This window comes from Mesorhizobium sp. B3-1-9, from assembly GCF_006439595.1.
Taxonomy (GTDB): domain Bacteria; phylum Pseudomonadota; class Alphaproteobacteria; order Rhizobiales; family Rhizobiaceae; genus Mesorhizobium.
In genome coordinates, this window is record NZ_VFTJ01000017.1 from 20,046 (window position 1) to 46,024 (window position 25,979).

Here is a 25,979-nt window from a genome sequence, read left to right on the forward strand (position 1 = left end):
ATCTATTTTATTGATGGATTGTATGCACATTATACCAGTTATCCTGATGGAGCAGCAATCCCATATCGGTGTGGAAAGTTTCAATCCAACCCCAAGGGGACACCGCCATGTCTATTCTGCTCGTTACCTCCAGCCCGCGCGGCGCCGCTTCGCACTCGACCCGCGTCGCCACCGATCTTGCCCAGAAGCTGGTTGCCTCCGATCCGACCAGCACGCTTGTCGTGCGCGATCTGGTCGCCAATCCGCTGCCGCATATCGATCCTGACTACGCCACCGGCATCTATACGCCGGCCGAAGCCCGTACGCCTCGCCAGGCCGAAGTCGTCGGCGTTTCCGACGCCGTGCTCGACGAGCTCTTCGCCGCCGACACGGTTATCCTCGCCACCGGCTTCATCAACTTCAACATCTCTTCCACGTTGAAGTCCTGGGTCGACCACGTCGCCCGCTCGGGCAAGAGCTTTGCCTATGGCGAAGGCGGCCCGAAGGGTCTCGTCAGCGGCAAGAAGGTCTATATCGTGCTGGCTTCCGGCGGCATCTATTCTGAAGGCGCCGCGGTGCAGATGGACCATGCCGTGCCCTACCTGTGCAGCGTGCTCGGCTTTCTCGGCATGACCGACGTCGAAGTCATCCGCGTCGAGGGCGTAGGCATGGGCGCCGATGCGGTTACCGCCGCGCTGGCCAAGGCTACCGCCAAGGTCGATGCGATCGCTGCCGCCAGCGCCAATCAGGTCGCCGCCGCGGCCTGATCGCCGATGCCGGTAATGAAAGAGGCAGGCGCCCGCCAGCGCCCGCCTCTTTTTGCATTCGCTGGTAGGTGGCCGCCCTACAGCGGCGGCAGCACTACCGCCGGATGGCGATCCTCGCGCAGGATCAGGCCCAAGCTGTAATCCAGCGCCAGCTTCATGGCGCCAAGCGCGGTTCCGACATCTTCCAGCGAGCTGACCGCAATCTGCGTCGGCCATGCCAATTCGCCGGCCACCCGTTCGACCTCCGCCGTCATCAGCGTATTGCGCCCGACGCCACCACCAAGCACGATCAGGCCCGGATCGAACATGCCGATACAGCCGGCCGCGAGCCGGCCGATATCGGCGGCATGGCGCGACACTGCCTCGGCGGCCGGGCGCGACCCTGCGAGCGCCAGCGCAAACAATTCCTTGGCCGAGTTAGGCGGGGCTCCTTCTTGCGCCGGCCAGGTCTGCCGGCTGCGTTCGATCAGCGCCCGCGAGCCGAGATAGTGCTCCAACCCTTCGCGATAAGGCACTTCGCTGACCGACCACGGAAAAGGCATGCGGCCGACTTCGCCGGCAGCGCCGCCTGCGCCGCGATAAAGCCGGCCTTCATTGATGAGGCCAAGGCCGACGCGCACGCCGACCTGCAGGAAGGCAAAGGTCTGGTGACCTTGCGCCGCGCCGAAATGCATTTCGCCGATCGCCGCGCAGTTGACGTTGTTCTCCAGGATGATCGGCACATCGATCTTTCGTCGAAGCGTGTGCAGCACGGCGTCCGGACTATTGCCCTGGCCATTGCCGAGGCGGTTGTGCGAGACGATGCGCGGCACCGCGACCGCTATGCTGCGCAAGGTGCGGAAAGTCTTGCCAACCTTTGCGGGGATCGATTTGGCCACCGACAGAACGACCGCGCCGATCTCATCGACGGTCGCCCCGTCCGCAATGCTCTCCTCCCCCGTGGCCAAAGGCTGGGCATCCATCGAATAGGCGACGGCGCGCACTTGTGCGGCGCCGACATCGATGCCGATCACATAGCCGGCACCGGGGCCAATGCCATAGACGGTGGCGGTCCGCCCGACGGCGCCGCGTTCCGTCCCGCGCGACGCAACGAGGCCGAGCGCGCTGAGCTCTGAAACGGCGGCCGACATGGTCGGCTTGGAGAGTTCCAGCATCGAGCCGAGCTTCGGCCGCGTCACCGGCCCTTGCGAGGCCAGCAGGCGCAGCACGGCGCGGGCGCTTTCCGTCAAGCTGGGGATGTCGGCTGGAGCCATCTGCGACGTTTATCCCGCCTCTAATCCCTCTTGGCGCTCGGGCCGGACCTGCCGTAGCGTATATCGCGAATCAAACACGACAGCCGTCATTGTGAAGGGTTTGAGCGGTTTCCGCGAATTCCCCGGCAAGAACAGCGGCGGCGACGGGATCAAAGCTCAGTCGGCGACCAGGGTTTCAGCTTGGTGTCCGTCTGCCGGTAGCGGAAGGTGATATCGGCGAGGCCGGCCGCATCCTGCATGTCGCCGACGATCATCTGCAGCGCGATGATTTCCAGGATGCCGTCCGCCATCGCATTGCCCAGCGCCGGAATGGAGATGACAGCCAGCCTGTCGGCAGCAGCGATGTCCATCCTGCGCGTAGTCAGGACCGAGGGGCAGCCGAAGGCCGCGACATCCTGCGCGATCTTGACCTCGCGGCCGTCGCCGAAGGCGACAAGACCTGTGGCCGCGTCCTGCGATTCCATCGGGCCGTGCAGATAGTTCAGCGTATCCCAGCCGGAGGCAGGAACCCGAACTGCCTCGCGGATCAGCATCGCCGCCTCGCCCGCGTTCGCAAAACCTATACCGGCGCCGACGATGTCGATGGAGGCACGGCCTGCCAGCAGCCTCGCTGCCCGGCCAGCACTTTCCCAGCCATCGGCCAGCAGTCGCTCGACTGCCCCCGGCAATTGCGCCCAGTCGAAGGAGCCGCCGGTGATCCTGTCGACCAGCATGCCGAGCGCGAGCAAAGTGCCGGTATAGCCGGTCGAACTCGCGCCATTGTCGGCGCCCGATTCCATGGCGATCACCGCGCCAGTTATACCGGCCAGCGGATTGTCGCCGCCACGGCAGATGGCAAGGCGAGGATAGGCTTTCGCCTGTAGCATCACATCGGCGATTTCACGGCTCTGGCCGGAGGCCGACAGAGCGACAAAGGCCTCCGCGGACGCATCTGTCCGGCCATAGAGCTCGGTCGGCACGAAAGCGAACCCCCGCCTGCCGGACTGGCGCAGATAGAAGGCGCCGGCGAGCGCCGCCTGATAGCTGGCGCCGATACCGGCAAAGCCGATGGCTCCCGCGGTGAAGCCCGAGAGGTCGAGCGTGTCGAGTGCCTTGGCCACAGCCTGCCTTCCGGTCTCAAGGCTTTCAGCTTGGCGGGACACCGCCGTTCGGTAGCCGATACGCTTCATTTTCGATGCTCCATGACTGCTATGCTCTGCTGCGGGAAGCTGTTTGGCCCGCGACAAGGCGTCCAGCCAGCGCCACCGCGCCGATCACCGGCGGCTCGCGCAGCAGGACCACGTGGCTTATCGGCGACACCGACGCCATGGCCTCGACGAAAGCATCCATCAGCATCGGCTGCTCGGCAATGACGCCGCCGCCGGCAACGACAAGCGCGGCATTGGCGCCGCGTTCGATCAGCAATTGGACGAGCGCGGCAAGTCCCTCCCCGCCTTCCTTGATGACGCGGGAAGCGAGCGGCGAGCCGGCAGTTGCCGCATCGAAGACGGCGTTGGCGTAGCGGCCCCAGGCCGCGGCACCCCTCGTCTCGTTGAGCAATATACCGAGCTTGGTCTGGTCGTCGGTTCCGATTTCGCGCATCAGCACGGCGATCAGCGGATCGCCCTCCTGGCCGCGGTCGAGCGCGCGGCGGATCGCCTTGGCCGCTTCGCGCACCAGTGCGGCGGCGCTGCCTTCGTCACCCAGGATCCAGCCCCAGCCGCCAGCGGCAAGCATCTTGCCCTCGGCTGTGCGCGCGACCGCGATCGAACCGGTTCCGGCCACCACCCCGATGCCGTCATCATAGCCGGCCGCGGGCACCATCAGTTCGGCGTCGTTGACCACCTGCACCCTCGTTTTGAGGTTGGCTGACAGCAGCGCCTGGAAACGCCGGCATTGCTCGTCGGTATCGCAACCATGCGCGCCGACGGCCATGGCAGCCGGCGATGATCCGCCGCACAGGTCCGCAACGATGGCCGCCAGTTTCGCCGCATCGGCCTCCATCTGGCGGATCCGCCACTCGTCGGTGACAACCGTCTTGTCGAACAACAAGGTGTCGCCGCGGCGCCCCATGATGCGCGTCTTGGTGCCGCCTATGTCCACGCCCGCCACCAGGTTCTGATCCACGAACATTCCCCTCGTCGCATGGGCTACCGATGGACCGCACGACGTCACGATCACATTAGTTAGGAAACTTTACAAACTATCTTTCCAGACGGCAAGAACTATGATTTGATTAATCGCGTCAAAGCGCATGAAGCGCTGAATGGGAGATCGGGAAGATGAGCAGGAGAAGGATCGGCCTGGCCCTCGCGGCCGCCTCTTTCGCATGGGGATTCGCAACAAGTCTGGCGCACGCCGCCGACATCTCGTTCTGGACCTGGCGCCAGGAAGACAAGGCCGCCTACAACGAGCTCTTCGCCGACTTCACCAAGGCCAATCCGGACATCCACGTGAAGTTCGAGTCCTTCCCGGACGAGAATTATCCGACCATCGTCTCGACGGCGTTGGCCGGCGGCAAGGGCGGCGACGTCATCCACACCCATGCCTATGGCTGGCTCGAGCAATTCGTGAAGGCCGGTTATTTCGAGCCGCTCGACATGAGCACCGTGCCCTCGCTCGCCAACCAGCCGGCGGATGCGCTGGTGTCCGGCACCTACCGCGCCGACAAGAAGGTCTATTCGCTGCCCTTCGCCTCGCAGACGCTTGGCCTGTTCATCAACAAGGACGTCTTCGCCAAGGCCGGCCTGACGCCGCCGACCACCTGGGATGAGTTCATCGCCGTCAGCAAGGCGCTGAAGGAAAAAGGCATCTATCCCTTGGCTAACGGCATGGGCACAAGCTGGTTCAACGAGATGTTCGTGGCCATCTTCACCAACCCGTTCCTCGGCCAGGACTTCGTCAGCGACCTGACCAGCGGCAAGACCACCTTCAAGGACCCGCGCTATGTCGCGGCACTCGGCAAGCTGCTCGAACTGCGGCCCTATATGCCCGAAGGCTTCGAAGGCATCGACTATGAGACGGCCGGCCAGTTGTTCCTGAGCGGCAAGGCGGCGATGCTCGCCGGCGGCAGCTTCGACATCGCCACCTACCGGTCGCAGAACCCCGCCATCAACATGGACTTCGTCGCCCCGCCAATGGCCAAGGCCGGCGACACGCCGCAAGCCACGAAATTCTTCGACGGCGGCTACGCGGTCAATTCCAAGTCGGCCAACAAGGAAGCGGCGCTCAAGCTGGTCAACTGGATGGGCACCAAGGAGTTCGGCGACAAGTTCTCGGCCTTGCTCGGCAACATCTCGCCGATCAAGGGCGTCGTCATCAAGGACGAACTCTTGTCGCATGTCGCCAAGTTGAACGAGACGGCGATGCCGCATATCAATGTCGTCTATTTCCGCTTCGAGAAGCCGACGGGATCGGAGCTGCTGCAGGGCGACATCACCAAGATGATGTCCGGATCGATCACGCCGGACCAACTCGCCGCCGACATCACCGACGGCCTCGCCAAATGGTACAAGCCGTTCCAGGACCAGTGAGTTCCAGGGCAAGTGAGATGACGGACGGCTGGCGCCACACCGAAAGACCTTTTCCGTGGCGCCGGTCGCTCTGGATTGCCGCGCTGCTGACGCCGGCGCTGGTGGTCATGGTGCTGTTCGTGCTGTGGCCGCTTCTGTCGGCCTTCCGCTTCGCCTTCTATGAGTTCAACGGCCTGCGTCCGTCCGGCTTCATCGGTTTCGAAAATTTCCGCGAGGTCCTGTTCGAAAAGCCATATAGCGACTGGACTTACAATGCGCTGAAGCACAACGTCGTCGCCTTTCTGGCGCTGATGGTCTTCGAGAACGGCACTGCTTTCCTGATCGCCTTCGCGCTGCTCAAGGCGCTGCCGGGCCATCGCGTCCATCAGGTCATCGTCTTCCTGCCGGTGGTGCTGTCGGCGGTGATCGTCGGCTTCCTGTGGAAGCTGTTCCTCCATCCCCTGTTCGGGCTGGTGAACCAGCTCCTTGGCCTGGTCGGCGTCGGCGCCATTCCGTGGCTCGGCAACGAAAACACTGCGCTCGGCAGCATCCTGTTCGCCAACATCTGGCACTGGCTCGGCTTCCCCACTCTGGTGCTGCTTGCCGGCATGCAGCGCATCAGCAAGGACGTGCTGGAGGCCGCCCGCCTCGACGGCGCCGGCGACCACGCGCTGATGACGAAGATCGTCTGGCCGTTGATCGCGCCGAGCGTCACCATCGTCACCATCCTGACCTTCATCGGCAGCTTCAACTGGTTCGAAATCCCTTATGTGATGGCGGGCCTGACCGGTTCGCCGGGCGGCTCGACCGACGTGCTCGGCCTCTATTTCTACCGCACGGCCTTCGGCAGCACGACCACCGGCATCCAGGATTTCGGCCAGGGCAGCGCGCTGGCCGTGCTGATGTTCGTCTTCGTCGCCGGCGTCACCGCCATCGCCCTGCGTTACCTGCGCCGTCGCGAAATCGAGCAGTGATGGGGGATCGCGGCGAGACGATCAGGAACGGCGCCATCCAGCTCTTGCTGGCGGTCAATGCCGTGATCATGATCTATCCGCTGTTCGTCATGGTGGCGTCGTCGTTCAAGACCAACGCCGAGATCTTTTCCTCGCCGCTCTCGCTGCCGACGCATTTCTCGACCGCCAATCTGGAGAAGGTTTGGACCGAGACCAATTTCGTCCGCTATTTGGCAAATTCGGTTGGCATCACCGCGGCCTCGGTCGCGCTGATCCTTTTGTTCAGCACGCTCGCCGGCTATGCGATCGCCCGCTACCGGTTCCGGCTGAGCTCGCTGGTCCTGATGTTCTTCCTGAGCGGCATGACCGTGCCGCTGAAGCTGGCGATCATCCCGCTGTTCATCCAATTGGATACGCTCGGTCTCGTCGACAGCTATCTCGGGCTGGTGCTCGTCTATGTGGCCATGGGCATTCCCTCGGCTGTCTTCATCATGACCGGCTTCCTGCGCACCTTGCCGCGCGAGTTGGAGGAATCCGCCCGTATGGACGGCGCCAGCGAGCTCCGCATCATGTGGTCGATCATGCTGCCGCTGGCGCGGCCGGCGCTGGTCATCGTGGCGATCCAGAACGCGGTGCCGATCTGGAACGACTTTTTCTTCCCGCTGGTGCTGATCACTTCCGACAATTTGAAGACACTGCCGCAAGGGCTGACCGTGTTCGTCGGCGAATTCACCACCGACTGGGGGGTGCTGTTCACCGGGCTGACACTGGCGGCGCTGCCGATTACCCTGCTCTATATCGTGCTGTCGAAGCAGTTCATTTCTGGCATCACGCAAGGCGCGGTTAAATAGGCGCAGTCAGATAACGAAGAGATTGAGGATCATAAGTGGCGAACCAGAACAAGATCATCATCACCTGCGCGGTAACGGGCTCGATCCATACGCCATCGATGTCGCCGCATCTGCCGGTGACGGCCGAGGAGATCGCCACCGCCGCCATCGAGGCCGCCGAAGCGGGCGCCGCGATCGTCCATCTCCATGCCCGCAATCCGGTCGACGGGCGCCCCGATCAGTCGACCGAGGCCTTCGCCCCTTTCCTGCAGGTCATCAAGCAGCGCTCCAACTGCGTCGTCAACATAACCACCGGGGGTGCTGCGACGATGAGCGTGGAGGAGCGCGTCCGACCGGCGAAGGTGTTCGCGCCCGAGGTCGCGTCGCTCAACATGGGCTCGATGAATTTCGCGCTGTTTCCGATGCTGGAGCGCTTCAAGACCTTCGAGCATGATTGGGAGCGGCCTTATCTGGAATCCTCGCGCGACCGCATCTTCCGCAACACCTTCGGCGACATCGAGCACATATTGCGCACCTGCGCCGACAACGGCACGCGCTTCGAGATCGAGTGCTACGACATCGGCCACCTCTACACGCTGGCGCATTTCGTCGAGCGCGGCCTGGTCAAGGCGCCGTTCTTCGTCCAGAGCGTGTTCGGCATCCTCGGCGGCATCGGCACGCATCCGGAGGATGTCGCCCATATGAAACGCACGGCCGACCGCCTGTTCGGCAACAACTATCACTGGTCGGTCCTGGGCGCCGGCCGCCACCAGTTGCCGATCGCCACGCAGGCGATCGCACTGGGCGGCAATGTGCGGGTCGGCCTGGAGGACTCGCTGTGGATCGGCAAGGGCAAGCTCGCCCGCTCCAGCGCCGAGCAGGTGACCAAGGTCCGCCAGATTATCGAAGGCCTCGGCGCCTCGATCGCCACGCCCGACGAGGCGCGCCAGATCCTGCAGCTCAAGGGCGGCGACAAGGTCGCGTTCTGACTGGGGCGCCGGTCAGCCGAACATCCTCTCGCCCTGCTCGTCGACGAGTTGGATGCCCTTCTTGATCGAGATGTCGACGGCGTCGTCCAGCCCGGCGAAACGGTCGGCGCGGATGAAGCGGTGCTCTTTCATCACGCCGTCCACTTCCTTCGAGACGACGCCGCAGGTCTGGTACTGGCCCTCGGCCTTGTAGGGCGTCGCGCTGATCAGGAATCCCTTGTGCTCGACCTGCTTGGCCGGCTTGGTGGAGCCAGTCTCCGTTGCCTCACTACCGCCGCCGCCAAAAAGCTTTTTCAGAAAAGACATTTTTCAAAACTCCCGTTCACGCCCACACAAGAGGAATCACCGCATCCCCTGTTCGCGCAGGCCCTGTTCACGCAGGCTTCATCTCAGCATGCGCGAATGCGCCGCCGTGTTCCAGCCCCTTGACGAAAACGCCGACAAGAAGCTCGATCTGATGCCAGATCTCCTCGGCCTGCCTGCTGTTCGAATTCGCAACATAGCCACTGGTCACAATGCCATGCACGCTTGACCACAAGGTCCGCGCCGCAAGCGCGCGACGGTCGTCGTCGAGATCGAAATCGCCTGCCTTGAGCACGCCGGCGACGATGTCGAAGAGCGCGTCGAGCAGCGCGTCATAAGCGTCCGGGCCAGGCCGCGTCGCGCGTCGGCGGTTGAAGGCAAGCACAGCCGGCCAACTGCCGGGATGCGCCTCGACGAAGCGCACATAGGCAGCCGCCATCGCCAGGATGCGATGCTGGACATCGGTCACCCCTTGCCTTTCGAGATCGGCCATGGCCGCCAAGCCTGTCGCGCCCAACCGGTCGAGCAGCCGCATGTTGACGGCGCGGTGCACCTCGTCGAGATCGGCAAAGAGGTTATAGACGGATCCGACGGAAATGCCGGCCTGCTCGGCGATGGTGCGCGCTTTCAGGTTCTCGGCGCCGCCCTCGTTGAGCAGCGCCTCGGCGATGGCGAGCACCTTCTCGCTCATCTCTTCCTTGTCCAGCGCCATGCTCTTTCCTGTCCTTATGTCCGAAGTCGCAAGCCTAGCCCGGAATCCATTCCATTTGCTTGCGTTTACCATGTCCGGCAGCTCATGAACAGCGTTCAAAAGAGCTCTTGAACAATGTTCATTTCCTGTTATGTTGAGTTTGTGAACAACGTTCACGAAAACAGGGAGAAGACCATGCTTAGCCTGATCAAGACATTGCTGGACGGCGCCAGCGCACGGGCCGAGGACAATCTGAAGGATCGTTTTGCGATCGACCTCCTGGCCCAGCGCATCCGCGACGCGGAGGCGGGCCTTGCCGCCGCCAAGCAGATGCTCGCCTCGCTGATCGTACGCCAGCGAGCCGAGCAGACCAGCCTCGACCAGCTCGACCGCCGCATCGCCGATCTGGAGACCCGCACGCTCAGCGCGCTTTCGGCCAAAAACCAGGCGCTTGCCGAAGGCGGCGCTTCCGCAATCGCCGAGCTCGAGAACGAGCGCGAGGTCCGCCGCGCCACGGTCAAGAGCCTGGGCGAGAAGACCTTGCGGATGCGCCTGTCCGTAGAACAGGCGCATCGCCGTATCATCGATCTCAACCAGGGCATGATTTCCGCCCGTGCGATCGATGCAGAACGCAAGGCGCAGTCCCGTCTCAACCGTTCGATCGGCCGCACCGCGAGCATCAACGAAGCGGAGGAATTGCTCGCTCGCATCAAGGAAAGCAGCGACCCGTTCGAGGAGGCCGGCATCCTCGATGAGATCGACGGCGAGCTGCGCCACGAGGCGATCCGTGAACGCCTCGCCGAAGCAGGCCACGGACCAGCCACCAAGGTGCGCGCTGAGCATGTCCTGGCGCGCCTGAAATCGCTGAACTGAGCCCGAAATTTCCAAAACGGATCAAACCAAAGGAAACACCACGATGAACGTCAATCAGACCTACATCCTGTTCAATACGGTGTCGGTGGGCGCCGCCTACTTCATGCTGGCCCTGTCGCTGTGGCTGGCGCCGGTCGACCTCTCGACCAAAGGCTATTGGGCGATGGGCGTCCTCTTGCTCACCGGCAGCCTGGTGAATCTGGTCAAGTACCGCACCGACGAGCGGATCGCGGCCGAGACCACCGCCAAGATCGAGAAGGCGCGCAACGAGAAGCTGATCAGCGAATATGTCGGCAAGGAATAGTCCCCTGCCCTTGCCGATCACGGACTGAATGCAAAAGCCCGGAGCGATCCGGGCTTTTGGATTTCCACATGAGAATGGCTTAGCGACGAGCCAAGGCCTCGATCGCCTCGGCGGCGTCTTCCAGGATGCTGATCGCCTCGGCCTGCTTGTCTTCCGGCGCGTCGGCGATGTCGCCGAGCGCGGCGCGCAGCCGGTGGCGCAGCGCGCGGAACCGGTCGCGCGTTTCCGAGCGGCCGCGGCGCCCCTCGTCCTTGTCGTCGCCCCAGCCGAACCATTCGCGCGCCGCGGCCATCTTGCGGCCGAAACGCTCAAGATGGTCGAGCACGCTGTCGATCATCTCGCGATTCTCCTCGAGATGCGCCTTGCCGGCTTCGGTGATCGAAAACACCTTCTTGTTGCCTTCGCTCGAGGACACCGCGTAGCCCGCCTCCTCCAGGAAGGTCAGCGTCGGATAGACCACGCCCGGGCTCGGGCTGTAGACGCCGCTGGTGCGTTCTTCCAGAGCCTTGATGATGTCGTAGCCGTGGCGCGGCGCGTCGGCCAAAAGCGACAGCGTGATCAGCTTGAGATCGCCGTCGGCCAGCATGCGCCCGGCGCGGAACATGTCGCCCGGGCCGCCCCGTCCACCACCCCTGCCGCCATGGCCGAACGGACCGAAGCCGCCGCCGCGGCGGCCGAATTTGCCGGCCATATGCATGAACATGCGCTCGCCGAAGTGATTGTGTCTGTGCATGGATTGCTCCTTGAGTTATATCTTACGATACATCGTAAGTAAGACTCAGCGCTTGCGGAGTCAAGATATATCTTAAGATGTATCTTACGACGTGCCAAGACCGCTTATGCGTCTTCGTATGACTGGGCCGAGAGCGCTACCAATGGCCGTTGCGTCGGTTCCAGGCGTAGAGCACGTCCGCGAAACGGTCATAGGCAAAGCGCGTCAACGGCAGGGCGATGGGGTTGCCGAACAAGCTCGCCAGCCATTCCCCGCCCGGCGTGATCCGCCAGACCGCGATCGCCACGTCGGCGCCAACCAGCAGCCGCCCGCTGGCGTCGGTCGCGTGCAGGCGCCGGCGGATATCCTCCAGCGAGGCGCCGAAGGCGGAGAGCGCCTCGGGTTCGAAATTGATGTCGCGGAATTCGACGCGGCCGGCCTTGACCGCTTCGGCGAGCCGCCGCTTCTGGTGGTTGATGCCGGCGTCGCACACCGGACAGCGCGTGTTGTACCAGACGGTGAGCAGCGGCTTGGGCATGGCGCGACTATCGGGAATGCGGCGCGGCTGCGCAACAGCCGCGCCGATCCCTAGGCTAAGTCGCCTTACCCGAGCGAGCTGATGATTTCGCGATAGGCGAATTCCGGGAACGCCTTCATCGTCCGCGTTTTGACATTGCCGCCCGACGACAACAGCAGCGCGAAGCGGGCGAGCACCGCATCATCCGGGGCTTCGACGATGGCGACCATGTCGCATTCGCCCATGGTCAGATAGAACGACTTGAACGATCCGCCCATTTCTCCCAGCAGCTTCTTGGCGGCATCGAGCCGCTTTGGCGACTCCCGCACATTCTTGGCGCCCAGCTCGGTCCAGTTGATAAGCACGATGTAGGTTGTCATGGCACACCTCCCTCCGGCGCCACGGAGCTCGACGCCTGGCCGTTACGACCGGCGCCGGGGCGGGCATCCGGCTTTGTCGCCCATAAATGCATCCGACCACGAAATTATCCTCCTGTCGGGCAAAGCCGGCAAGGCGGCATGAGAGACGGCCGGGAACGAAAAAAGGGCGCCGGAGGCGCCCTTTGGATCTTGATATGTCTGGTTCCGCTCAGCTGTCGAGGAAGCTTCTGAGCTTACGCGACCTGCTCGGATGCTTGAGCTTGCGCAGCGCCTTCGCCTCGATCTGGCGGATGCGCTCGCGGGTGACCGAGAACTGCTGGCCGACTTCTTCCAACGTATGATCGGTGTTCATGCCGATGCCGAAACGCATGCGCAGCACGCGTTCCTCGCGCGGCGTCAGCGAGGCAAGCACGCGCGTCGTCGTCTCGCGCAGATTGGCCTGGATCGCCGCGTCGATCGGCAGGATCGCCATCTTGTCCTCGATGAAGTCGCCGAGATGCGAATCCTCCTCGTCGCCGACAGGCGTTTCGAGCGAGATCGGCTCCTTGGCGATCTTCAGCACCTTGCGCACTTTTTCCAGCGGCATGGCGAGCTTCTCGGCCAGTTCCTCCGGCGTCGGCTCGCGGCCGATCTCGTGCAGCATCTGGCGCGAGGTGCGCACAATCTTGTTGATCGTCTCGATCATGTGCACCGGAATGCGGATGGTGCGCGCCTGGTCGGCGATCGAGCGGGTGATGGCCTGCCGGATCCACCAGGTGGCGTAGGTCGAGAACTTGTAGCCGCGGCGGTACTCGAACTTGTCGACCGCCTTCATCAGGCCGATATTGCCTTCCTGGATCAGGTCGAGGAACTGCAGGCCGCGGTTGGTGTATTTCTTGGCGATGGAGATGACCAGGCGAAGGTTCGCCTCGACCATTTCCTTCTTGGCGATCGCCGCCTCCCGCTCGCCCTTCTGCACCTGGTTCACGATCTTGCGGAATTCCAGGATCGAGATCGCCGTTTCGGTGGCGAGGTTCTGGATCTCGGCGCGCAGCTCCTTGATCGCGTCCTTCTCGTTCTTGGTGAACTCCTTCCAGCCGCGCGAGGTCAGGTTGGCGATCGAGCGGGTCCAGTTCGGATCGAGCTCCGAGCCCTGATACTCCCTGAGGAATTCCTCGCGGCGCACGCCATAGCTTTCGGCGAGGCGCAAAAGCTTGCCCTCGTTCTGCACCAGGCGCTTGTTGATGTCGTAGAGCTGCTCGACCAGCGCCTCGATGCGCGCGGCGTTGAGCGACAGCGACTTCACCGCCTTGATCAGCTGGTCCTTCAGCTCCTTCAGGCGGCGGTCCTGGCTGGGCGACAGCGTGCCGGCCGCGGCCAGTCGGTTCTCGACCTGCTGGTCCTGCAACTTGCGCAGCTTCTTGTAGGTGTCGGCGATGACGTCGAGCGTCTCCATCACCTGCGGACGCAGTTCCGCTTCCATCGCGGCCAGCGACAGGCTCGCCTCGTCCTCGTCGTCTTCCTCTTCCTCCAGCCCACGCGTGTCGCCGCCGACATTGGTGATGTCGTCTTCTTCCTCGCGCGCCGCCGCGCGGCCGCGCGGCTTCTCTTCGGGCTTGGGCGCTTCCTCGACGCGTTCGACCACGGGCGCCTGCTTGGCCTCGGGGCCGGCATAGGTCGCCTCGAGGTCGATGATCTCGCGCAGCAGGATCTTCGATTCGTTGAGCTCGTCGCGCCAGATGATGATGGCCTGGAAGGTCAGCGGGCTTTCGCACAGACCCGCGATCATCGTTTCGCGGCCGGCCTCGATGCGCTTGGCGATCGCGATTTCGCCCTCGCGCGACAGCAGCTCGACCGAGCCCATCTCGCGCAGATACATGCGCACCGGGTCGTCGGTGCGATCGGTCGGCTCTTTCTTGGTGGTCGTGGCGGCGACGGCGGTGCCGGTCTGCTCGGCGAGCTCGTTGGCGTCTTCCTCGGCGTCGGCGGCCGGCTCGGCTTCGGTCTCCTCGCCCACCTCGTCGTCCTCGACGACGTTGATGCCCATGTCGCTGAGCATCGCATTGATATCTTCGATGCGGTCCGGATCCGTCTCTTCCGAGGGCAGCACCGCGTTGAGCTCGTCGAGCGTGACATAGCCGCGTTTCTTCGCGGCCTTGATCATCTTCTTGACAGCATCGTCGGAAAGGTCGAGCAGAGGGCCATCGGTGGCGCCTTCACGTTCGGTCTCGACCTCTTCCTTTTCCTTTGTCGCCATTCTTTGTCGTCTCCAAGCGGCCGAATATCGAGGCCGCGTAAACTGTCGGATCGGTTATGCCGGATGCGCTCGCACCGGAACGCTTTTTACCGGTCCGGCAACCGTGTCATCGCTTTTGTTTTGTGCCTGTCGCTAGTCCCAAACCGGTTTCCACTTTTGGGCGACATGCATTAAGTCCAGATTAACCCTGATATCTGGAGCGGGCACTTTGCCTGTCCAGTTGTCACCAGTGCCTCACATCGCTCGAATTTCCCGCCGACGCCGGGGCACGGGTTAACGTTTCGAATCGTCCTGATTCCGCCAATCTGCCAGAAGGTCAAGCGCCTCTGGCATGATTCGCATGAAAAAAGCGAATCAATTACCCGACTTAGAGGCGTCGATTCGACGCGCTGCGCATTTCCACTTCACTTCCAATGGAGGTATTCGGCCCTAAACGCGGCCAACCCTGCCCGATGAAACGCCAAACCCTTCGATCAGCGCTTCCGTTGCCTGCACATCGTTGAATTGCGCTTGAATCTCGACGAGATGCCGGAAGTTTTCGTCCGAAGGGTCTGCATCGAGCGCCGCCTGCGCCTGTTTCAGCTCTCTATGTAATGTGCGGGCGCTGCGCTGCAAGTGCATCGCCTGGTTGAAGGCGTCGCGGGCATCCTCGAGCGCCGCGGTCTCCAGCGCCGGCCATTGACGCGCGCGCTTGATCAGTTCCACCGCCCGCTCCCAGATGCCGCCGCAGCCGGCGCGCTCGATGGTGGCGATGACCGCGCCGCGCTCGTCGGCCGCGTCATGCGCCATGGCGTCGAGGATGGCGGCGTGGAGTTTCAGCAAATCCGAATTGGCGAGGTCGAGGAATTCGACATGCGCGAAATTCTCGTCGATCAGTGCCGGATGGTTGACGAGCGCCACGATGATCGTCGCCTCGCGCACCGACATCCCCTCGCCCCGCTTGACCAGCGCCGACTTGCCGAGGCTTTCGCTGATCGCGATGCGCCCGCTTCCGCCCTTGGCGAACTGTCCACCGGGTGCCGGGGCTTTGCCTTGGCCGCGTTCGCCTGGCCGCCCGCCATCCTGACGGCCCTGCCGCGGGCCGCGCTGCGAGCCGAAGAAGCTCAGCTCCCGCTCGCGCATTTCCTGTTGGTAGTGATAGCGTGTGCTTTCGTCGCGTATACGACTTGCGAGCTCACGCAGCCTTTTTCCAAGTTCCGCCCGACGCTCCGGCGTGTCGAAGACGCCGCCCGCGGTCTCGCGCATCCACAACAGGTCGACCAGCGGTCGCGCATCGGCAAGCACCGCGCGAAATGCGTCCGGCCCGTCCGCCTTTACCAGATCGTCAGGGTCCTTGCCTTCCGGCAGCAGCGCAAAGCGCGCCGAGCGTCCGGGTTGGACTGCCGGCAGCGCCAGGTCGGCGGCGCGCCATGCCGCCTTCAGCCCCGCCTGGTCGCCGTCGAAGCACAGAACCGGCTCGCCGGCCATGCGCCACAACAGCTCGAGCTGGTTTTCGGTAAGGGCCGTACCGAGCGGCGCCACGGCGTTCTCGAAACCGGCCTGCGCCAGCGCGATCACGTCCATATAGCCTTCGACCGCGATCACCGTGCCGCCCTTGGCGAGAGCTTTGCGGGCGCGGGCGAAATTGTAGAGCACATTGCCCTTGTGGAAGAGCTCCGTCTCCGGCGAGTTCATGTATTTGGCCAGCGCATCGGGCGCCAGCGCCCGCCCGCCGAAGGCGATGATCTTGCCGCGCGAATCCGGGATCGGAAACATGATGCGGTCGCGGAACCAGTCATAGGAGACCGGGATGTCGTCGCCATGCCGCACCAGGCCGCAGGCCTCGATGTCGGCCTTCGGCACGCCCTTGGCGGCAAGATGTTCCTTGAGCGCATTGCGGCTGTCCGGCGCATAGCCCAGCCGGAACGACTGCTGCGTCGCCGGCGTCAGCCCGCGGTCGCGCAGATAGGCGCGGGCCTTGGCACCCTCCGGTCCTTGCAGCCGCTCCTGGAAGAAGGCGGTCGCCATTTCCATGACGTCGGTCAGGCTGGCGCGTTCCTTCTCGCGCCGTTCCTCTTGTTCGTTGCGCACCGGCATCGGCACGCCGGCCATCTCGGCGATCTTCTCGACCGCTTCGGGGAAGCTGATGCCGTCGAGCTCGGTGAGGAACTTGAAATGGTCGCCCGAAACCGAGCAGCCGAAGCAGTGGTAGCGGCCCTTCTTGTCCTCGCAATGGAAGGACGGGCTTTTCTCGCCGTGGAACGGACAACAGGCCCAGTAGTCGCCGCGCGACGCGTTGGTCTTTTTCCTGTCCCACGCGACGCGCGTGCCGATGACCTGCGAAATCGGCACGCGGTCGCGTATCTCGTCGAGGAAGGCGGGCGGAAAGCGCATCGGGGAAACTCGTTTGCCCTCCATATAATCAAGCCGCCCGGGCACGGCGACTCCGTCCGGCCCATCGTACCCGCTTTTCACAGACGAAAAGAAGGCGGCCGGGCGGCCGCCTTCTGAATTTCGGGATTGCCGTGGATTACTGCGCGGCGATCGCGCCAAAGATGATGCCGGAAAGGATGCTGACCAGCACGTAGTCGTTGCCGACGCGGATCCACTCCTGGCCGGGGCCGGGGCGGCGCAGGCCATGGCGGTTCCAGTCGCGGACCGCCTGGTGACGTTTCCAGTTGGAATAGCGCTGGCCGTTGCGCCAATGGCTGCGCTTTACCACCTTCTTCTTGACGATGACGCGCTTGTCGACATGCCTGCCGGGCTTCTGCCAGTCGACCTGCGTGTAATTCGACTGCGGCGCGCTCGGCTGGACGAGCGGCGCGGCCTGGCCGGAGAAGGCCGAGGCGGCCAGCATGGAGGCGGTGACGGCGGAAAGTATGAGACGCTTCATGGTCGGTACTCCTTGTTGTCGATAGGCAGAGGAATAGCCGCCAATGAATGAACTGAAACTGAACATGAAAATTACAATTCTGTAATGGTTTCCGATGCTTGCAGAGCCTGCTTCAACAAGGCTTCGGATCGCGCCGGTCGTGCCGTCCCGGCATCGCTTCATTCCGAGCGAAGGCGCAGCCGCCAGGCGCATGCAACCAATGCTTCCGCCATTCATTTCCGACATGCGCCGTCGAGCCGGGACTATCATCGCATCAGAAAAATCTATTATTCGGCTAATCTTAATTGGTATATTTCCACGCATTGAAATGATTGAGATTCGTCCTCCTCCACGCATTGCCAGAGCCACCTTGCGAGGTCGGCCTTGAGCGGCTCCGTCGTCCTCCTGCACCTTGCCGGCGCGGTGGCGCTGATGCTGTTCGCCACCCGCATGGTCAAGACAGGCGTCGAGCGCGCCTATGGCGACGTGCTGCGCCACAGGCTGCGCGCCACCATGCGCAATCCGGTCATGGCGGTGCTGGCCGGCTGTGGGCTGGCGGTCGCGCTGCAGAGTTCGACCGCGGTGACGCTGCTGGTCGGCTCCTTCGCCGGAGCCGGCATCGTTTCGGGCGCCGCCGGGCAATTGGCAGTGCGCGGCGCCGAGATCGGTTCGGCGCTGGTGGCCAAGCTGCTCACCTTCGACCTGACGCTCTTGGTGCCGCTCTGCCTGATCGCGGGCATGGTCATGTTCATGGCCACCGAGCGGCGCGATTGGCGGCAGCTGGGCCGTATCCTGATCGGCGTCGGCCTGCTGATCCTGTCGCTGGAGATGATCGGTCAGGCGTCGGAGCCGCTGCGCAACAGCCAGTTGATGCCGCTGATCATCAATTATTTCTCGGGCGACTCCATCACCACCTATCTCCTGGCCGCGCTGGTCACCTGGCTGTTCCAGTCCAGCATTGCCGCGGTGCTGCTGATGGCGACGCTGGCGGGCCGCGGGCTGATCACGCCGGAGCTCGGCGTGGTGCTGGTGCTTGGCGTCAACCTTGGCTCGTCGCTGATCGCGCCGATGCTGACGCGGTCGGCGCCACCGGAGGTGCGCATCGTGCCGATCGGCAATCTCTTGATGCGCGGCCTCGGCTCGCTGATCATGCTGGTGCTGATCATGACCTTCAAACCGGATGTCGCCTTCCTCGGCAAGACCGCGCCGGATCAGATCGTCAACGCCCACATCCTGTTCAACGTGCTGATCCTGCTGGCCGGACTGCCGCTGGCCGGCCTCGTCTACCGCGCTTCCGAAAGGATCGTGGCGCTGGGCAGCAAGCCTCAACCGGCCGCCGCGCTCGAGGTCGTCGAGCTATCGGCGCTGAACGAGAGCGCCCTCGATACGCCGAGCCAGGCGCTCGCCAACGCGACGCGTGAGGTGGTGCGGGTCTGCGAAATCGTCGAAATCATGCTGAAGCGCATCATCGAGCTTTACGAGGATGCCGACCCCGCCAAGATCAAGGCGCTTGCCGCGCTCGACGACCGCGTCGACAGGAAGCATGCCGCGATCAAGCTCTATCTCGCCAAGATCACCAGGAATCCGCTGACCGAGGACGAGGCATTGCGGTGCCAGGAGCTGATCGGCGCTTGCGTCAAGATCGAGCAGGTCGGCGACATCATCGTGCGCAACATGCTGGTGCATGTCAGGAAGAAGCTGGAGCGCGGCCTGGAATTCACGCCGGAAGGCTGGCAGGAACTTTGCGCTTTCCATTCCTCCGTGCTTGCCAATGCGCGGCTTGCCTTTAACGTTCTGGTCTCGCGCGATCCGGAAACCGCCAGGCAATTGGTGCTGGAAAAGGACCTGCTGCGCGAACGCGAGAAAGAAACCAGCGCCAGCCATTTCGTGCGCCTGCGCGAAGGCACCGCCAAGAGCGTCGAGACGAGCTCGATCCACCTCGACACGATCCGCGACCTGAAGCAGATCAACTCGCTGCTTGCCTCCATTGCCTATCCGGTGCTGGAGGAGCGCGGCCTGCTTGGCGGCTCGCGGCTGAAAGCCAGCTGAGGTTATCGAAGGCAGCCGAAAAATTAATCTTTGCTCATCCTCGCTTCCGTCGGCTAAGGATCGCCTGAGGGACCTGTTAAGAGGACGATCCGTCGATGGACACGCATTCGCGCAGCTTCGCCAAGGCGCTTTCCTGGCGCGTCACCGGCACGATCGACACGATGATCATATCGCTGGTGGTCACCGGCAGCATCAAGCTCGCGGCCACCATCGGGCTCACCGAAGTCGTCACCAAGTCGCTGCTCTACTACCTGCATGAACGGGCCTGGCTGAAGATCCCGTATGGACGCAAAACGGCGGCTTAGTCGCGGCGACAGGCCGGTTCTGATCGGTCCGGTCAAGAAAAGCTAAAGCGCCATCGTCAATTTCTGCATTGCCGCGCCCGCCCGAGCGTGGTTTGAGGCGTGCATTCCTCGCCTGTGTTTTGAACCATGCTGCCGCTGATTGCCCTTTTCCTTGCCGCCTTCGCCTTCGGCACCACCGAATTCGTCATCGCCGGTGTGCTGCCCGAGGTGGCGCAGGGCCTCGGCGTTTCGGTGCCGACCGCAGGCTATCTCGTCTCCGGCTATGCCTGCGGCATTGCCATCGGCGGCCCGCTGCTGGCTTTGGCCACCGGCAAAATCTCGCGCAAGACGCTGCTGATCGGGCTTACGATCGCCTTCACCCTTGGTCAGGCGGCCTGCGCGCTGGCGCCCGATTTCACCTCGATGCTTCTGCTGCGTATCGCGACCGCCGTGGCGCATGGCTGCTATTTCGGCGTCGCCATGGTGGTTGCGGTCAGCCTGGTGCGCGAGGACCAGCGCGGCCGGGCGGTCGCGGTCATTCTCTCGGGGCTGACGGTCTCCAATGTCATCGGCGTGCCGGCGGGAACGGCGATCGGCAGCCTGTGGGGTTGGCGCGCGACCTTCTGGGTGATGGGCGCGCTGGGCATCATCGCGATCCTCGCCATGCTGGCGCTGCTGCCGCGAACGGCGGGCGCCGCCAATCGGACAGCGGGCCTGGCGCGCGAAGTCCGTGTGCTCGCCCGCCAGCAGGTCTGGACGTCGCTGATCCTGATGCTGATGCTGATGATCGGCCAGTTTGCGCTGTTCACCTACATCACCCCGATGCTGCTCGAAGTGACTGGCCTCGACGAGAGCCTGATCCCCTTTGTGCTTTTGCTCAACGGCGTCGGCGCCACGATCGGCGTTCTGGTCGGCGGCAAGCTCGCCGACTGGAAGCTGATGCCGTCGCTCATCGTCATGCTTGCCCTGCAGGCGGTGGCGCTGGGCATCATCCACCTTGTCAGCCCCTACCCGGTGCCGATGATCGTCGCCATCGTCATCTGGGGTGGTCTCAATTTCGCCATCGGCGCGCCGATCCAGACACGCATCCTCGCCTGGACGGCCGATGCCTCCAACCTCGCCTCTTCGCTGATCCCGTCCGGCTTCAATGTCGGCATTGCGCTGGCCGCCTCGCTGGGCGCGGCGATGCTCAATGCCGGCTACGGCTATCGCAGCCTGCCGCTTGCCGGCGCCTTGGCGATGCTGGTGGCGGTGGTGGTAGCTGTCGCCTCGCAGGCCTGGGAGTGGCGCAGCCGCGCGACCCCGCCGCTGCCGGCGGCGGCCGAATAGCAGGCTTTCGCTTGCCTCAGACTTTTGGCCGCGAAGGGCCCGCAGTTCCCGAAAGGATGGAAGCCAGGCCTTGAAGGCCCTCCTTCAACCGTTCGCGGTTGGGGGTGGCGCCCAGCGCCAGGCGAAAGCCGTTGGGAAACTCCTGCCCGACGGCGAACTCTTCCGCGGGGCTGATGGCGAGCCCTCGGCGGCGGGCGGTGCCGGCGAGCTCTTCCGAGCGCAGCTGGCTCTCCAGCGGATACCATAGATGCAAGCCGGACTCCGATTCCACAAAACCCTCGGGCAGGATGTTGCGCGCGATCTCTTGCCTGGCCTGCGCTTCGGCGCGCACGGCGGCGGTGATCTCCTCTGCAAGACCGCTGCGCAGCCACTCGCAGGCAAGGCCCGTCATCAGCGGCGGCGCCATCATCGTCGTGCCGCGTATCGCTGTGGCGATCCGCTGGGCGGCTTGCTGATCGGGCACCGCCAGGAAGGCCGTGCGCAGGAAAGGTGAGATGCATTTCGCCAATGTCGCGACATGGAAGGTCCGCTCCGGCGCCAGGTTCAGAAAGGCCGGCGGCGGTGCGGCGAGCAACCTTCTGTAGGGATCGTCCTCGATGATGGTCAGCTCGAGTTTTTCGGCCATGCGGGCGAGTTCGCGCCGCCGGCCTTCGGGCATGACGGATGCGGTCGGATTTTGAAGCGTCGGATTGAGGTAGAGAATGCGCGCGCCATGCCGGCGCGCCGCCTCTTCGAGATCGTCCGGCCGCATGCCCTTGCTATCGTTTGCGACAGCGGCGAGCTTGCGGCGCGCGGCCTCGGCCAGCGCGATCAGCCCGGGGTAGGTCAGCGCATCGCAAAGGATCGTGTCGCCCTCGCGGGTCTGAGACAGCACGACGGCCGTGAGCAGCGCCTGCGCACCCGAGCCGACAACGACCCTCTCGGCCGGCAACCTGTCCCCCGTTTCGGCAAGCCATGACGAGCCGACGGCGCGCTCCACGGGCGAGCCCGGACCGGGATGGTAGGAAAGCAGCGCTTCGGCGCTGGAGCGCTTCAGCAATCCCTCGATGCCCGTCCTGATCAAGGCCGGCAGGTTGAGGCCGGCGGGTGCCGGCGGAATGTTCATGCTGAGATCGAGGACAGGCTCTTCCGGCTCGCCCGGCGTGACGAAGGTGCCCCGGCCCGCGTTCGCGTCGATGAGGTTCCTGCGCCTGGCTTCGGAAAACGCCCGCGTGACCGTCGTGAGATCGACCCCCAGCAGCCTTGCGAGTTCCCGCTGCGGCGGCAACCTGTCGCCAGGCTGCAACCGGCCGTTCGAGCGGGCATCCGCAAGGGCGTCGACGATCTTCAGATAGACCGGTCGCGGCCCTGCCTCCAGAACCGGGAGCCAGCCGATGTCGCTTTCGTCCGTCACGTATAGCCAATCCATACATTTTGTCGCATTGTATGCATACAAGTATGATATATGTATGCATCTGAGACCTCAAGGCCTGCACCGACCCACACGCGGGGTCCATTGGAGCGACGATCATGGAAGACCTGGCGCATTATCCACGTCTGGTACCTTGGCAGGTAGGAATCCGTGGCCGTTGCCCGCGTTGCGGCGAGGGCCACCTGTTCGAGGGATTCTTGAAACTGGCTCCGAAATGCGATGTCTGCGGGCTCGACTATTCCTTTGCCGATCCAGCCGACGGCCCGGCGTTCTTCGTCATCTGCTTTGCCTGTGTGCCTTCGGTGCTGTTCGCCGTCTGGGCGCAGGTGACTTTCGAGCCCTCCATGTGGTTCCACGCTTTCGTTTCGATCCCGATCGTTCTTGCGACCTGCATCCCGCCGCTCAGGCCGCTCAAAGGCTGGCTCGTCGCAAGCCAGTTCTACCACAAGGCGGAAGAAGGAAGGCTGGCCAGGCCCGGCGAGTAACCTTCAAAGGTCGATGCGGAACTTGAGGCTCTCCGCGCCGCCATAGGCGGCGTCCTCGAAGAAGCGGCCGACGAGCTTGCCGCCATTGGCTGTGATGACCTTGTGCGAGGCCGGATTGCCCGGCTTCGCGGTGATCTCGACATGGTCGAGCCCGACCGCTCTCGCCTCGTCCAGCATCAGCCGCAGCGCTTCGGCGGCATAGCCTCGGCTCCGCTTCCACGGCACAACCGCATAGCCGATATGGCCAAGCACATGCGAGGGCAGCGCCGACGTGCCCTTCCGCCAGCGAAAACCGATCGAGCCGGCCGCCTCGCCATCCCAGATCCAGCGCCGGAAGCCCGGCAGGCGCGGCACGGTCGGGCCGTCGGGCAAGGTGATGGGCGGCCCCTTCGCTTCGGGGTCGTCAAGGCCGGCGAGAAAGGCGACGGGATCTTTCTCGATCGCCTCGAGCTGCTCGCGCGTCGCTTCGAGGAACCGCACATTGTCGGGCGACCACCCGCGCTCCAGCGCCGCCTTGTAGGAAGGCAAATGTTCGAGCGCGGGTTTGACGATCTCGATCATGGTTCGTTTCCCTGTCGAGACTCCGGCATAGCCGCGACACGGATCGCCCTCAAGTCGCCTGAAACCGGATTTCGCCTTTGTTCAGGAAACAGGCCTTGTCGAACAGCGACATGTCGAGCGGGTTCGGCAGCCGGATATCGCCGATATCCGGGAACGGTCTCCCGGAGGACTCATAGGACCTGTCGACCTGCGAGATGAAGACCAGCACCAGTCCCCGTTCCCGGGCAAACGACCTCAAGGCGCGGATCTGGACCATGAGCTCGGGATTCTCCCGCTTCTGGTCGAGCAGTTGCAGATAGTCGATGACCGCCAGCGTGCCGCGCGGCGCCGACCGCAACCTCTCGACGATGTAACTGGCGCTTATGGCATCGGAATTGTCGAAATCGAACAGGTGATTGAAATCGGCCGGGTCGATCCCGATGTCGCGGAACCGGTCGAGAATGTCGGCATGCATGTATTCCAGGGTGAAGAACACGGCGCGACTGCCTTGCTTCATGGCCGCCACGGCGAGATCGAGGCTCATCAGCGTCTTGCCCTGGCCTGGCCGCGCCGCCACGAGAACCATGTCGCCGGGGATCAGCCGCCTCAGCAAGCTGTCGCCGGGCGCGGCCTCGGCGGCCTTGGCCGCAAGCAGGCTCCAGCTGGCAAAGCCTTCCTTGGCGGCAACGCGGTCGAGCGCCTGATGGAGCGGAACATTTTCCCGGCGGGACAGGAGCCTCGCCTGGCGTTTCAGATGATAGACGGGTGCGGAAAGCCGCATCGAAAAACCTCCTGTCGCGAGCAGTCTCGACAACCCCTCCTTTTGCCTGGCGCTCGAACAGTTGGTTGGATGTGAATTGCCCTGCATGAACGATGCTTTCCGATGGAGGGAGGAGGCGTGGGCGCGCCGGAATCAGATCATAGCTCAATCGAAGCGGTCCGGAAATCCGACTTCCAAAAGGCGTCGCTAAACTAGAAGTGTTTCGCCGATGGATGCGAGATCTCCTATGATCGACCTGGGTGATTCACGGGTACGAGACAACGCTTCGACAGGAGGGGCAAAACGGTGGGGTTGAAATCTGTTCCGCTGGGCGCGGCCATCTTTTGTCTTGTCGCGACCCTCGCCGCATTGACGGCGTCCGTCAGCTCGTTCGCGGCGTTGCGGCCGTCGACCGTTCCCGATTGGCTGCAGCGCCATGTCGGCGACGGCGAGGGCCAGATTTCGCAGGTCGTTCTGGAGCGGGCGCGCGCGCTCTACCAGAAGAAGGTCAGCGATGGTTCGGTCGGCAACCCCTGCTACTTCGCCATGGATGCCACGCGTCCCGGGGATTTGGGCAATAGCGTGCTGGGCCAGCGCTATTACATCATATGCGAAAGCAAGCAGCTCTTCCGCGCGGTTTCCTCGGGCCATGGCGGCGGCCGCAACCTGAAAGGCGTTGCCGATTTCTCCAACGGCAGGCGTTGCGCGAAGAACTTCGGCAACGCGATGGACTCGGCGCTGACGGCCGGCGGCGCCTATATGACCGCCGAGACCAAGACGTCCTTCAAGGGGTATTACCGTGTCGGCGCGCAGAACGCGGTGTTCATGCGCAGCTTCATCCAGTTCGACGGCGAAGGCGAAGCGGCGAACGCCAGGCAGCGCTTGATCGGCGGCCATCCGGCTGCCTTGCTCAGGGGTATGTGCATGCGCAAAGAGCCGAACAGCTCATACGCCGACCATGACGGCCTTGTTCCGTTCGGCAAGCTGGTGAACTATGCCGGCGGCCGCAGCAATGGCTGCACCAGTTGGTCGCCCGCTGACGCCGAGCAGATCATCCCGCTGGTGAAGAACAAACCGACGACGCTCTACATCTATCCGGAATCGCGCGACATCGCCGCTGTCGCCCGGGCCAAGGCCGCAGGCCAATCGCTGTCAGGCGCGGGCCTCTATTGGAACGTCTCCTGCCTGAACGAGATCGGCTCGCCGAAATTCTGGCCCAGGAAGACGCTGGAGCCGATCATCGCGCAATACAAGAAGGATCATCCGGCACCGCCGCCGCAGCCGATACCGATGTGCAAGGATTAGCGAAGCCGCACCTACTGCAGCAGCCCCTTGATGATGGCGCTCGCCTTGGCGAAGTCCATCTGGCCGGCATACTTCTGCTTCAGCGCGCCGATCACCTTGCCCATGTCCTTCTGGCTGGCCGCACCCGTCGCCGCGATCGCTTCGCGCGCCGCGGCCTGGATCGCCGCGTCGTCGAGCTGCGTCGGCAGGAACGCGCGGATGATTTCCATCTCGCCGCGCTCCTGCGCCGCCAGTTCCGGCCGCTTGCCGTCCTCGAAGGCCTTCGCCGATTCCTCGCGCTGCTTCACCATCTTGGCGAGGATCTGCAGGATCTCTTCCTCGCTCGCCGGCGGCTTGCCGGCGCCGCGATTGGCGATGTCGCGATCGTGGATGGCGGCCTGGATCAGCCGCAGCGTCGGCAGGCGGTGCTTGTCCTGCGCCTTCATCGCGCTCTTCATGGATTCGGCGATTTTCTCGCGCATCGTGCTTCTCCTTCGAATGCGGCGGACAATAGCTTTGCCGAACGGCCAACGCAAATCGCGGCAAGATGCTGATATTGCTGGACGAAAGCAAATCGGCCGTGGTCCGGGGACGCCGCATTGACCGCTCCGGCCCGTTCGCCTATGTACTCGGTCCTGCATGAGACAATGAGTTGACGCGTGGGAGCCGGGAAATCCAGCTTCGCGCCTTGCCGCGCAAATGGTCCTG

Annotated in this window: 27 protein-coding genes; 12 read left to right on the forward strand and 15 right to left on the reverse strand. The window is 63.8% G+C overall.

The window, feature by feature from the left end:
- Nucleotides 1–107 precede the first annotated feature (107 nt).
- Nucleotides 108–746 (forward strand): FMN-dependent NADH-azoreductase, encoded by a 639-nt coding sequence (locus FJW07_RS24065; protein ID WP_140859036.1) that lies wholly within the window; start codon nucleotides 108–110, stop codon nucleotides 744–746.
- A 77-nt stretch (nucleotides 747–823) separates the two neighbouring features.
- Here FJW07_RS24065 and FJW07_RS24070 read toward each other — a convergent pair whose 3' ends face one another.
- The 3 genes from FJW07_RS24070 to FJW07_RS24080 form a co-directional block, all read right to left on the reverse strand.
- Complete coding sequence (locus tag FJW07_RS24070) at nucleotides 824–1,999, reverse strand: ROK family transcriptional regulator (protein WP_140859037.1); 1,176 nt, start codon at nucleotides 1,997–1,999, stop codon at nucleotides 824–826.
- Nucleotides 2,000–2,148: 149 nt separating this feature from the next.
- Nucleotides 2,149–3,168 (reverse strand): sugar isomerase, encoded by a 1,020-nt coding sequence (locus FJW07_RS24075; RefSeq protein WP_140859038.1) that lies wholly within the window; start codon nucleotides 3,166–3,168, stop codon nucleotides 2,149–2,151.
- A 19-nt stretch (nucleotides 3,169–3,187) separates the two neighbouring features.
- Nucleotides 3,188–4,105, reverse strand: a complete 918-nt coding sequence (locus tag FJW07_RS24080; RefSeq protein WP_246680857.1) for a BadF/BadG/BcrA/BcrD ATPase family protein — start codon at nucleotides 4,103–4,105, stop codon at nucleotides 3,188–3,190.
- A gap of 155 nt (nucleotides 4,106–4,260) precedes the next feature.
- Here FJW07_RS24080 and FJW07_RS24085 point away from each other — a divergent pair, with 155 nt between their 5' ends.
- From FJW07_RS24085 to FJW07_RS24100, 4 genes are read left to right on the forward strand one after another with little or no spacing between them, the layout of a single operon-like run.
- A complete protein-coding gene (locus FJW07_RS24085) occupies nucleotides 4,261–5,511 on the forward strand; it encodes an extracellular solute-binding protein (protein WP_140859039.1) in 1,251 nt (416 codons plus the stop codon).
- A gap of 17 nt (nucleotides 5,512–5,528) precedes the next feature.
- On the forward strand, nucleotides 5,529–6,464 hold the full coding sequence (locus tag FJW07_RS24090; RefSeq protein ID WP_140859040.1) for a sugar ABC transporter permease: 936 nt from the start codon (nucleotides 5,529–5,531) through the stop codon (nucleotides 6,462–6,464).
- Nucleotides 6,464–7,294, forward strand: coding sequence for a carbohydrate ABC transporter permease (locus tag FJW07_RS24095; protein WP_140859041.1), 831 nt, complete (start codon nucleotides 6,464–6,466; stop codon nucleotides 7,292–7,294). The genes FJW07_RS24090 and FJW07_RS24095 overlap by 1 nt, the downstream gene beginning before the upstream one ends.
- A 35-nt stretch (nucleotides 7,295–7,329) precedes the next feature.
- On the forward strand, nucleotides 7,330–8,262 hold the full coding sequence (locus FJW07_RS24100; protein WP_140859042.1) for a 3-keto-5-aminohexanoate cleavage protein: 933 nt from the start codon (nucleotides 7,330–7,332) through the stop codon (nucleotides 8,260–8,262).
- A gap of 12 nt (nucleotides 8,263–8,274) precedes the next feature.
- Here the strand turns inward: FJW07_RS24100 and FJW07_RS24105 are convergent, their stop codons facing one another.
- Nucleotides 8,275–8,568, reverse strand: a complete 294-nt coding sequence (locus FJW07_RS24105; RefSeq protein WP_140653798.1) for an HlyU family transcriptional regulator — start codon at nucleotides 8,566–8,568, stop codon at nucleotides 8,275–8,277.
- 67 nt (nucleotides 8,569–8,635) lie between these two features.
- A complete protein-coding gene (locus FJW07_RS24110; protein WP_140859043.1) occupies nucleotides 8,636–9,277 on the reverse strand; it encodes a TetR/AcrR family transcriptional regulator in 642 nt (213 codons plus the stop codon).
- 174 nt (nucleotides 9,278–9,451) lie between these two features.
- Between FJW07_RS24110 and FJW07_RS24115 the strand changes: the two genes are divergently transcribed.
- Both FJW07_RS24115 and FJW07_RS24120 read left to right on the forward strand, forming a co-directional pair.
- Nucleotides 9,452–10,129 carry a PspA/IM30 family protein gene (locus FJW07_RS24115; RefSeq protein WP_140859044.1) on the forward strand — a complete coding sequence of 226 codons (678 nt, stop codon included), beginning with the start codon at nucleotides 9,452–9,454 and terminating at the stop codon, nucleotides 10,127–10,129.
- Between the two features lie 43 nt (nucleotides 10,130–10,172).
- Nucleotides 10,173–10,433 (forward strand): YiaA/YiaB family inner membrane protein, encoded by a 261-nt coding sequence (locus FJW07_RS24120; RefSeq protein ID WP_140859045.1) that lies wholly within the window; start codon nucleotides 10,173–10,175, stop codon nucleotides 10,431–10,433.
- Between the two features lie 79 nt (nucleotides 10,434–10,512).
- Here FJW07_RS24120 and FJW07_RS24125 read toward each other — a convergent pair whose 3' ends face one another.
- The 6 genes from FJW07_RS24125 to FJW07_RS24150 form a co-directional block, all read right to left on the reverse strand.
- The gene (locus tag FJW07_RS24125; RefSeq protein WP_140859046.1) at nucleotides 10,513–11,166 is read right to left on the reverse strand and encodes a PadR family transcriptional regulator; all 654 of its coding nucleotides are present in this window, start codon (nucleotides 11,164–11,166) and stop codon (nucleotides 10,513–10,515) included.
- A 136-nt stretch (nucleotides 11,167–11,302) separates the two neighbouring features.
- Nucleotides 11,303–11,683, reverse strand: a complete 381-nt coding sequence (locus tag FJW07_RS24130) for a DCC1-like thiol-disulfide oxidoreductase family protein (protein WP_181182706.1) — start codon at nucleotides 11,681–11,683, stop codon at nucleotides 11,303–11,305.
- 65 nt (nucleotides 11,684–11,748) lie between these two features.
- The gene (locus tag FJW07_RS24135; RefSeq protein WP_140640672.1) at nucleotides 11,749–12,042 is read right to left on the reverse strand and encodes a GYD domain-containing protein; all 294 of its coding nucleotides are present in this window, start codon (nucleotides 12,040–12,042) and stop codon (nucleotides 11,749–11,751) included.
- 208 nt (nucleotides 12,043–12,250) lie between these two features.
- Nucleotides 12,251–14,278 (reverse strand): RNA polymerase sigma factor RpoD, encoded by a 2,028-nt coding sequence (rpoD, locus tag FJW07_RS24140; protein WP_140640674.1) that lies wholly within the window; start codon nucleotides 14,276–14,278, stop codon nucleotides 12,251–12,253.
- Between the two features lie 429 nt (nucleotides 14,279–14,707).
- The gene (dnaG, locus tag FJW07_RS24145) at nucleotides 14,708–16,651 is read right to left on the reverse strand and encodes a DNA primase (RefSeq protein WP_140859047.1); all 1,944 of its coding nucleotides are present in this window, start codon (nucleotides 16,649–16,651) and stop codon (nucleotides 14,708–14,710) included.
- Nucleotides 16,652–16,787: 136 nt separating this feature from the next.
- Nucleotides 16,788–17,150, reverse strand: coding sequence for an RcnB family protein (locus FJW07_RS24150; protein ID WP_140859048.1), 363 nt, complete (start codon nucleotides 17,148–17,150; stop codon nucleotides 16,788–16,790).
- A 363-nt stretch (nucleotides 17,151–17,513) separates the two neighbouring features.
- Between FJW07_RS24150 and FJW07_RS24155 the strand changes: the two genes are divergently transcribed.
- The 3 genes from FJW07_RS24155 to FJW07_RS24165 all read left to right on the forward strand — a co-directional run bounded on the left by FJW07_RS24155 (nucleotide 17,514) and on the right by FJW07_RS24165 (nucleotide 20,791).
- Nucleotides 17,514–19,178, forward strand: a complete 1,665-nt coding sequence (locus tag FJW07_RS24155; protein WP_140859049.1) for a Na/Pi cotransporter family protein — start codon at nucleotides 17,514–17,516, stop codon at nucleotides 19,176–19,178.
- A gap of 95 nt (nucleotides 19,179–19,273) precedes the next feature.
- Nucleotides 19,274–19,483, forward strand: a complete 210-nt coding sequence (locus FJW07_RS24160) for a DUF2061 domain-containing protein (protein WP_140640682.1) — start codon at nucleotides 19,274–19,276, stop codon at nucleotides 19,481–19,483.
- 126 nt (nucleotides 19,484–19,609) lie between these two features.
- Nucleotides 19,610–20,791 carry an MFS transporter gene (locus FJW07_RS24165; protein ID WP_140859050.1) on the forward strand — a complete coding sequence of 394 codons (1,182 nt, stop codon included), beginning with the start codon at nucleotides 19,610–19,612 and terminating at the stop codon, nucleotides 20,789–20,791.
- A gap of 16 nt (nucleotides 20,792–20,807) precedes the next feature.
- On the opposite strand, the gene FJW07_RS24170 is transcribed toward FJW07_RS24165, so the two are convergent.
- The gene (locus FJW07_RS24170; protein WP_181182707.1) at nucleotides 20,808–22,184 is read right to left on the reverse strand and encodes a PLP-dependent aminotransferase family protein; all 1,377 of its coding nucleotides are present in this window, start codon (nucleotides 22,182–22,184) and stop codon (nucleotides 20,808–20,810) included.
- A 116-nt stretch (nucleotides 22,185–22,300) separates the two neighbouring features.
- Here FJW07_RS24170 and FJW07_RS24175 point away from each other — a divergent pair, with 116 nt between their 5' ends.
- Entirely contained in the window at nucleotides 22,301–22,687 is a 387-nt protein-coding gene (locus FJW07_RS24175; protein ID WP_140640688.1) for a DUF983 domain-containing protein, read from the forward strand.
- Between the two features lie 3 nt (nucleotides 22,688–22,690).
- On the opposite strand, the gene FJW07_RS24180 is transcribed toward FJW07_RS24175, so the two are convergent.
- Nucleotides 22,691–23,248 (reverse strand): GNAT family N-acetyltransferase, encoded by a 558-nt coding sequence (locus tag FJW07_RS24180; RefSeq protein ID WP_140859052.1) that lies wholly within the window; start codon nucleotides 23,246–23,248, stop codon nucleotides 22,691–22,693.
- 49 nt (nucleotides 23,249–23,297) lie between these two features.
- Complete coding sequence (locus FJW07_RS24185) at nucleotides 23,298–24,008, reverse strand: DNA helicase (protein ID WP_140859053.1); 711 nt, start codon at nucleotides 24,006–24,008, stop codon at nucleotides 23,298–23,300.
- A 285-nt stretch (nucleotides 24,009–24,293) separates the two neighbouring features.
- Here FJW07_RS24185 and FJW07_RS24190 point away from each other — a divergent pair, with 285 nt between their 5' ends.
- Complete coding sequence (locus FJW07_RS24190; RefSeq protein ID WP_140859054.1) at nucleotides 24,294–25,292, forward strand: hypothetical protein; 999 nt, start codon at nucleotides 24,294–24,296, stop codon at nucleotides 25,290–25,292.
- Between the two features lie 11 nt (nucleotides 25,293–25,303).
- On the opposite strand, the gene FJW07_RS24195 is transcribed toward FJW07_RS24190, so the two are convergent.
- Nucleotides 25,304–25,753: a GatB/YqeY domain-containing protein gene (locus tag FJW07_RS24195; RefSeq protein ID WP_095817380.1), complete on the reverse strand. Its 450-nt coding sequence runs from the start codon at nucleotides 25,751–25,753 to the stop codon at nucleotides 25,304–25,306.
- Nucleotides 25,754–25,979: the final 226 nt, after the last annotated feature.